Origin of the sequence: Roseiarcus sp. (genome assembly GCF_052145395.1) — a bacterium.
In the GTDB taxonomy this organism is placed as follows: domain Bacteria; phylum Pseudomonadota; class Alphaproteobacteria; order Rhizobiales; family Beijerinckiaceae; genus Roseiarcus.
This window is the reverse complement of sequence record NZ_JBKQOT010000199.1, coordinates 1-8,025: the sequence shown is the minus strand read 5'-3', so window position 1 is coordinate 8,025 and position 8,025 is coordinate 1. Positions and strand designations below refer to the sequence as shown.

General features: G+C 66.2%; 6 protein-coding genes and 1 pseudogene. 5 read left to right on the top strand and 2 right to left on the bottom strand.

The window, feature by feature from the left end; all coding sequences use genetic code 11:
• Both ACLP25_RS06845 and ACLP25_RS06840 read right to left on the bottom strand, forming a co-directional pair.
• The coding region (locus tag ACLP25_RS06845; RefSeq protein ID WP_442468466.1) for an ABC transporter permease subunit at positions 1–1,022 on the bottom strand (1,022 nt) is incomplete at its 3' end.
• A 2-nt stretch (positions 1,023–1,024) separates the two neighbouring features.
• Complete coding sequence (locus tag ACLP25_RS06840; RefSeq protein WP_442468465.1) at positions 1,025–1,939, bottom strand: branched-chain amino acid ABC transporter permease; 915 nt, start codon at positions 1,937–1,939, stop codon at positions 1,025–1,027.
• Between the two features lie 468 nt (positions 1,940–2,407).
• On the opposite strand from ACLP25_RS06840, the pseudogene ACLP25_RS06835 reads away from it, so the two are divergent.
• The 5 genes and pseudogenes from ACLP25_RS06835 to ACLP25_RS06815 form a co-directional block, all read left to right on the top strand.
• A pseudogene (locus ACLP25_RS06835) lies at positions 2,408–2,842 on the top strand (SRPBCC family protein); the annotation flags it as partial.
• Positions 2,843–3,105: 263 nt separating this feature from the next.
• Positions 3,106–3,600: a (2Fe-2S)-binding protein gene (locus tag ACLP25_RS06830; protein WP_442468464.1), complete on the top strand. Its 495-nt coding sequence runs from the start codon at positions 3,106–3,108 to the stop codon at positions 3,598–3,600.
• A gap of 36 nt (positions 3,601–3,636) precedes the next feature.
• Positions 3,637–6,003, top strand: a complete 2,367-nt coding sequence (locus tag ACLP25_RS06825; RefSeq protein ID WP_442468463.1) for a xanthine dehydrogenase family protein molybdopterin-binding subunit — start codon at positions 3,637–3,639, stop codon at positions 6,001–6,003.
• A 57-nt stretch (positions 6,004–6,060) separates the two neighbouring features.
• Positions 6,061–6,855 carry an FAD binding domain-containing protein gene (locus ACLP25_RS06820; RefSeq protein ID WP_442468462.1) on the top strand — a complete coding sequence of 265 codons (795 nt, stop codon included), beginning with the start codon at positions 6,061–6,063 and terminating at the stop codon, positions 6,853–6,855.
• A gap of 181 nt (positions 6,856–7,036) precedes the next feature.
• Positions 7,037–7,969, top strand: a complete 933-nt coding sequence (locus ACLP25_RS06815; protein WP_442468461.1) for an AAA family ATPase — start codon at positions 7,037–7,039, stop codon at positions 7,967–7,969.
• Positions 7,970–8,025 lie beyond the last annotated feature (56 nt).

Sequence of the window (8,025 nt, the reverse complement as noted above, 5' to 3'; positions counted from 1 at the left end):
CAGGCGATCTCGTCCTCGCGCAAGGCCTCCCATGCGCGCCCGATCGGCAGGCGGCGGAGCCTCAGCGTGACGAAGTTGGTGAGCAGCGCAAGCGCCAGGATGAGGTAGAACAGGAACATCGTGCGGTAGATCGGCGTGTAGGGCAGATGGAAGATCGCCGCGAAGCCGTTGTCGTCGTCGTTGAACGGAATGCCGAAGAAGGTGACGTGCGGGATGCCCGAGATTCCCGCGCCGCCATTGGTGAAGTCGACCCAGTTGACGAGCACGAGGCGGATGATCTCGCCGAAGGCGAGGGTCACGATGGCGAGATAGTCTCCGCGCAGCCGCAGCACCGGAAAGCCGAGGATGACTCCCCACATCGCGGCGAGCACGCCGGCGAGCGGCAGGCAGATCCAGAACGACAGGCCGAAGGTGGTCGAAAGGAGCGCATAGGAATAGGCGCCGACGGCGTAGAACGCGACATAGCCGAGGTCGAGCAGGCCCGCGAGCCCGACGACGATGTTCAGCCCCCAGCCCAGCATCACGTAGATCATGATCTGGACGCCGTAGTTGTTGATCCACTTCAGCGAGCCGGACGGCCCCAAAAGCCCCAGCATGATGAAGGGGAAAAGGATGACGACGCCGAGCGCGAAGGGCCCGAACCATTGGGAAAACCGGGCGCGCGCCGGCGACGGGGGCGCGACCCCTTCTCCTTCCGCAGCGGATTCCGCAAGCGCCCCGCCCATGCCGCCCGCAGCGACCGCCCCGACCCGGTCGAACCACACGCGCCAGTCAGGCGGCGACACCTGACGGAAAAGGACGAACAGGAACACGATTGCGGCGATGCCGAACGAAAGCGGCCAGCGGCCGATCAGGACCAACTCGTTGTTGATGTTGGATTCGGCGTGATAGCTGATGATCGGGAAGCTCAGACCGAAGGCGACGAGCGCCGCCGCGACGGCGTTGCGCAGCGCAGGAACGAATGGAGACGCGGTCGCCTCGCCCGATTTGGCGACCGGCGTGGATTGCGGCGCGGCGGTCATGCTCAGACCTTTTCCACTTCTGGCCGGCCCAAAATGCCGGAGGGCATGAAGATCAGCGTGATGGCCAGGATCATGAACGCCGCCACGTCCTTGTAGTCGGTGGTGAAATAGGACGACCAGAACACTTCGATCAGACCGATCAGCAGGCCGCCGAGCACGGCGCCCGGAAGCGAGCCGATGCCGCCCAGCACCGCGGCGGTGAAGGCCTTCACGCCGGGCACGAATCCGTCGGCGAAATTGACGACCCCGTAGTAGATGACAAACATTACGCCCGCGACCGCCGCGAGCGCCGCGCCGATGATGAAGGTGATGGAGATCGTCATATCGACGTCGATGCCGAGAAGCGCCGCCATCTTGCGATCCTGCTCGCAGGCGCGCTGGGCGCGGCCGAGAGACGTGTACTGGACGAGATACCAGAAGGCGCCGAGCAGCACCGCCGTCAGGACGACGATCAGGACCTGGCGAATCGACAGCGTCACGTCATAGGCCCCGCCGGTCAGATTGAAGACATGGTTGGGCAGTTGCGGCGCTGGCTTGTTGCGTGGTCCCTGCACGACCTGAACGAAATTCGACAGGAAGATCGACATGCCGATCGCCGAGATCAGCGGCGCAAGACGAAAGGAGCCCCGCAAGGGCCGGTAGGCGAGCCGCTCGATCGCCCAGTTCCACAGGCCGGTGAGCGCCATCCCCGCGACCAGCACGATCACGAAAGCGATCGGAAGCGAGCCCAGATGAAGGATCTGGGTCAGAATCATGAACACGATCAGCGCGATGAACGCCGACAGCATGAACAGGTCGCCGTGGGCGAAATTGACCATGCCGATGATGCCGTAGACCATCGTGTATCCGATGGCGATGAGTCCGTAGATCGAGCCGAGCGTCACCCCGTTGATGAGCTGCTGGAGGAAATTGTCCATCCGTCCCTCTCTAGTTTCCTCTGGCATCCGCAGGAAACGTGCCACACCCACGCCCGGCCGTCCCATGCTCAAGCGGCTTCTCATAGCGCTTAAACCGTCACATTCGGGGGTTCAAGCGGCGCGTCCGATTGGAGGGACCCTATCGGGGGCCGACCCTGTCGGCAACGCCCTCGCGCGACGGGTTGTGGTCGGCGGCGCCCGAACGACGGCGCTCGCCTCAATATATCCGTATGAACATATCGCAAGGCTCAACGTGTCCTCGCGCTGTCAACTTGGGTCTCGCTATATCCAATAAAGAATATCGACCCTTTTTGACAGATATGGACTTTGGCGCCGACGACAGGTTACGAAATCAACTCTATACCTCGACGAAAGCGGCTCGCCGCGAATGAGGAGCGTCAATCAAAGACGCTCAAGGGTCGGGCGGCGCCACGGACGATCATCGTCCGTTCTTGGGAGGAGATGGGTATGGCGATGACGATGACCGGGGAGGCGACTCTCCCGGCCGCGCGGTCGAAGGTCTGGGCGTTGCTCAACGACCCGGACGTCCTGAAGACCTGCATTCCTGGCTGCCAGTCGCTCGAACGGGCCGGCGACAACGGCTTCGCCGCGATCGCCAAGGTCAGGATCGGCCCGGTGTCGGCGACCTTTAGAGGCAAGGTCGAGCTTTCGGACCTCATTCCCAACGTCGGCTACACCATCTCCGGAGAAGGGGAAGGCGGCGTCGCCGGCTTCGCCAAAGGCGGAGCGAAAGTGTCGCTGGCCGATGCCGAGGGCGGCACGCTGCTCAGCTACGACGTCCAGGCCCATGTCGGCGGCAAGATCGCCCAGCTCGGCTCTCGCCTCATCGATGGCGTGGCCAAGGGCATGGCCGACAAGTTCTTCGCCAGTTTCGCCGAAGCGGCCGCCAGGGTCGCCTCCGCCGCGGACGCGCTGGCGCATCCCGCGCATGCCGAAGCGCACGTCACGCATCCGTTCGCCGCCGCCGAGCCGCATGCGCTGGCCGCCTCTCCCGAATCGGCGCCCGCCGCGGAGACGGTCGTTCGGCCGGCGCCGTCTCCCGCATCGGCGCCCGCCGGCGCGCCGGCCGCTCCCGCCACGGCCGCCGCCGCGGCGCCGCAAGCTTTCCAACCGAAGAAGACATCATGGCTCAGGAGGATATGGGAATGGTTCATGTCTCGATGACGGTGAACGGCCGGCTCGTGTCGGCCGAAATTGATCCACGAACGCTGCTCGTCCAGTTCCTTCGGGAGCATCTGCGCCTGACCGGAACGCATGTCGGCTGCGACACGTCGCAGTGCGGCGCCTGCACCGTCCATGTCGACGGCGAGGCGATCAAGTCGTGCACGACGCTGGCGGCGACCTGCAACGGTTCGAGCGTCACGACGATCGAGGGCCTCGCCCAGGGCGGAAAGCTGCACCCGATGCAGCAGGCCTTCCAGGACAATCATGGCCTGCAGTGCGGCTTCTGCACGCCCGGCATGATCATGGCGTCCGTCGACCTCGTCAACCGCGAGGGCTACGGGATCGACGAGCAGACTATCCGGCATGGCCTCGAGGGCAACATCTGCCGCTGCACCGGCTACCACAACATCGTCAAGGCGGTCGTCCAGGGCGCGCGCGAAATGGGCGCCGCAGCGACGCCCAAGGCCGCCGAATAAACCATCCGCTTCTGCCATTCCCAGGGAGAGACATTCATGAGCGCGACCGGCATCGGCGTCTCCGTCAAACGCAAGGAAGACATCCGCTTCATCACCGGCAAGGGCCACTACGTCGATGACGTCAACCGTCCGGGCCAAGCCTACGCCTATTTTCTCCGGTCTCCGCACGCCCACGCGACGATCGACAAGATCGACATCTCGGACGCGCTGAAGGCGCCGGGCGTGGTTGCGATCTTCACCGGCGACGACATTGCGGCCGACAAGGTCGGCGGCCTCATTTGCGGCTGGATGATCCACTCCAAGGACGGTTCGCCGATGAAAGCCGGCGCCCACCCGGCGCTCGCCCAGGGCAAGGTGCGCTATGTCGGCGACCATGTCGCGGTCGTCATCGCCGACAGCTACGCCGAGGCGCGCGACGCGGCGGAAAAAATCGAGGTCCACTACACGGAGCTGCACGCCGTCGTCGATCCGGCAAAGGCGCCGGCGCCGGGCGCGCCCGTCGTCCATGACGTCGCGCCCGACAACACTATCTACAACTGGCATATCGGCGACAAGGCCGCAACTGACGCGGCTTTCGCGAACGCCGCGCACGTCACGAAGCTCGACCTGGTCAACAACCGGCTGATCCCGAACGCCATGGAGCCGCGCGCCGCGGTCGCCGACTATGATTCGGGCACGGAAACCATCACCCTCTACACCACCAGCCAGAACCCACATGTCACCCGGCTCGTGCTCTCCGCCTTCATCGGGCTCGCGCCCGAGCACAAGCTGCGCGTCATCGCCCCCGACGTCGGCGGCGGCTTCGGCTCGAAGATCTTCATCTACGCCGAAGAGACCGTCTGCGCCTGGGCGGCGAAGAAGATCGACCGCCCGGTCAAATGGACCGCGGACCGCGGCGAAGCATTCCTTTCCGACGCCCACGGTCGCGATCACGTCACCCACGCCGAGCTTGCGCTCGACGCCTCCGGCAGGATCACCGGCTTCCGCGTCCATACGATCGCGAATCTCGGCGCCTACATGTCGACCTTCTCGTCGTCGGTGCCGACCTATCTCTATGGACTCCTGCTGTCGGGCCAGTATGCGATTCCTGCGATCTACTGCGAGGTCGACGCGGTTTACACCAACACGGCGCCCGTCGACGCCTACCGCGGCGCGGGCCGTCCCGAGGCGACCTTTTTGGTCGAACGCATCGTCGAGATCGCCGCGCGTGAGACGGGCCGCGACTCTGCGGAGTTCCGTCGGCAGAACTTCATTACCTCGTTCCCGCATCAGACTCCGGTCATCCTCGCCTATGACGCCGGCGACTATCCCAAGGCGCTCGACCGGGCGCTCGCGCTCGCCGACTACAAGGGCGTCGGCGCGCGCAAGGCGGCCTCCGCCGCCAAGGGCAAGCTGCGCGGCGTTGGCATGTCGGCATATATCGAGGCCTGCGGCCTCGCGCCCTCGCAAGCGGTCGGCTCGCTCGGTGCCGGCGTGGGCTTATGGGAATCGGCGGAAGTGCGGGTCAACCCGGTCGGCACGGTCGAGGTCTTGACCGGGTGCCACAGCCACGGCCAGGGCCACGAGACGACCTACGCCCAGCTCGTCGCGTCGCGCCTCGGCATCCCGATCGACAACATCTCGATCGTCCATGGCGACACCGACAAGGTGCAGTTCGGCATGGGCACCTATGGATCGCGTTCGGGCTCGGTCGGCATGTCTGCGATCAACAAGGCGCTCGACAAGATCGAGGCCAAGGCCAAGAAGGTCGCCGGCCACGTGCTCGAAGCTTCCGAGCACGACATCGAGTTCAAGGACGGCAAGTTCACCGTCAAGGGCACCGACAAGTCGATCGATTTCGCCTCGGTCGCGTTGAACGCGTACACCGCCCACAAGTTCAACGGGCAGGAGCTCGAGCCGGGCTTGAAGGAAACCGCGTTCTGGGATCCGACCAACTTCACCTTCCCGGCCGGCGTCCACATCTGCGAGCTCGAAATCGACCCGCAGACCGGCGTGGTCACGATCGAGCGCTGGACCGCGGTGGACGACTTCGGCAAGCTCATCAATCCGATGATCGTCGAGGGCCAGGTGCACGGCGGCATCACCCAGGGCATCGGCCAGGCGCTGCTGGAAGGCGCGATCTACAACGACGACGGCCAGCTTCTCACGGCGAGCTACATGGACTACTGCATGCCGCGCGCCGACGACGTTCCGTCGTACACGATCGAGACGATCGAGACGGTCTGCCCGTCGAACCCGCTCGGCGTCAAGGGCTGCGGCGTGGCGGGCGCCATCGCCTCGCCGCCGGCGGTGATCAACGCGATCACCGACGCGCTCGGCCACGAGGAGATCGCCATGCCGGCGACGCCGCAGGTCGTCTGGCGGGCGGCGCAGAAGGCGCCCTTGAAGCGCGCCGCGGAATGATTCGAGCCAGAGGCGGCCCGCGCCATCTTCCCTGACCCCCATTCGGAGATTTCGCCTATGTACGCTTTCGAATACCATCGCCCGACGACGCTCTCCGCCGCGCTCGCCGACCTCGAAAAGGCGGAGGCCAAGGCGCTCGCCGGCGGCCAGACGCTGCTGCCGACGATGAAGCAGCGCCTCGCCTCGCCCTCCGCGCTGATCGAGCTCAGGGACGTGCCGGAACTGAAGGGCGTCGCGCGCGAGGGCGACGCTGTCGTCATCGGCGCCATCACGCGCCACATCGAGGTCTCTCAGAGCGCGGTCGTAAAGGCGGCGATCCCGGCGCTCGCCGCGCTCGCCGGCGGCATCGGCGATCCCCAGGGCCGCAACCGCGGCACGATCGGCGGCTCGCGCGCCAACAACGCCCCGGCGGCGGACTACCCGGCGGCCGCGCTCGCGCTCGGCGCGACGATCGTCACCAACAAGCGCCGGATCGCGGCCGACGACTATTTCACCGGCCTGTTCGAAACCGCGCTCGAGCCGGGCGAACTCATCACCAAGGTCAGCTTCCCGATCCCTGAGAAGGCGGCCTATGTGAAGTTCCCCAACCCCGCCTCGCGCTACGCGCTCGTCGGCGTGTTCGTCGCCAGGACCGCGGGCGGCGTCCGGGTCGCGGTGACCGGCGCCGGCGAGAACGGCGTGTTTCGCGTCCAGCCCTTTGAGGCCGCGCTGAAAGCGAATTTTTCCGCTTCCGCGCTCGACGGCCTTTCGGTTCCGGCCGACGGGCTCAACTCCGACATCCACGCCGACGCCGACTACCGGGCCCATCTGATCGGCGTGATGGCGAAGCGGGCGGTCGCCGCGGCCGGCTGAGCGCATGGTCGGCGGGGCGCCTCGGCCTTCCGGAGAGGCGCGCCGTCGCAGCCTTCGCACTTGGACATCGGGCCGAAAGCCGGATAAAGCCGTTCGCGCGGATCCCCTACGCGGGGCCATCTCGATGGGCTGGAGGACGGACACGGTTCTGATCCGCCCGGCCGGTCTGATGGAGCCTTCCTTGTCGACTGAATCAACGGGAATTCCGACCTCGATCGCCGACACGCAGGCTTTGCTTCAGCGCGCCAATTACGTCGCGGATCGATCGCTGGCGACCGTCCTCTTCCTCGCCCTCCGCCTCGGCCGGCCGCTGTTTCTCGAGGGCGAAGCCGGGGTCGGCAAGACGGAAATCGCCAAGGTGCTCGCCTCGACCCTCGACCGCAGGCTCATCCGCCTGCAATGCTACGAGGGCCTGGACCTGGCGACCGCCGTCTACGAGTGGAACTATCCGGCGCAGATGATGGCGATCCGCCTCTCCGAGGCGGCGGGAGAGCACGACAAGGAGCGGATCGAGCACGACGTCTTCTCCGAGCGCTATCTCATCAAGCGGCCGCTCCTGCAGGCGATGGAGCCCAGCGTGACCGGCGCGCCAGTGCTGCTGATCGACGAGATCGACCGGGCGGACGAAGCGTTCGAGGCCTTCCTCCTCGAAGTCCTGTCCGACTTTCAGGTGACCATCCCCGAGCTCGGGGTCATCAAGGCGCCGGAGCCGCCGGTCGTCGTCATCACGTCGAACCGAACGCGCGAGATCCACGACGCCCTGAAACGGCGCTGCCTCTATCATTGGGTCGGCTATCCCGACGCCGCGCGCGAGATGGCGATCGTGCGCGCCAAGGCGCCGCGCGCGCCGGAGCGGCTGACCCGGGAGCTCGTCGCCTTCGTCCAGCGCCTGCGCAAGCAGGACCTGTTCAAGTCGCCCGGCGTCGCCGAGACGCTCGACTGGGCGTCGGCGCTGACCGAACTCGACGCGCTCGCGCTCGATCCGACGCAGGTCTCGGACACGCTCGGCGTGCTGCTCAAGTATCAGGACGACATCGCCAAGATCGAAGGCGCGACGGCGCAGGTCCTGATCGAGGAGACCCGCGCCGAGCTGCGCCGGTCGGAGGCGGACTAGAGCAGGATGACTCTTGGACGAATCGCGGCATTCCCTCATCCGGCCGCTCACGCGGC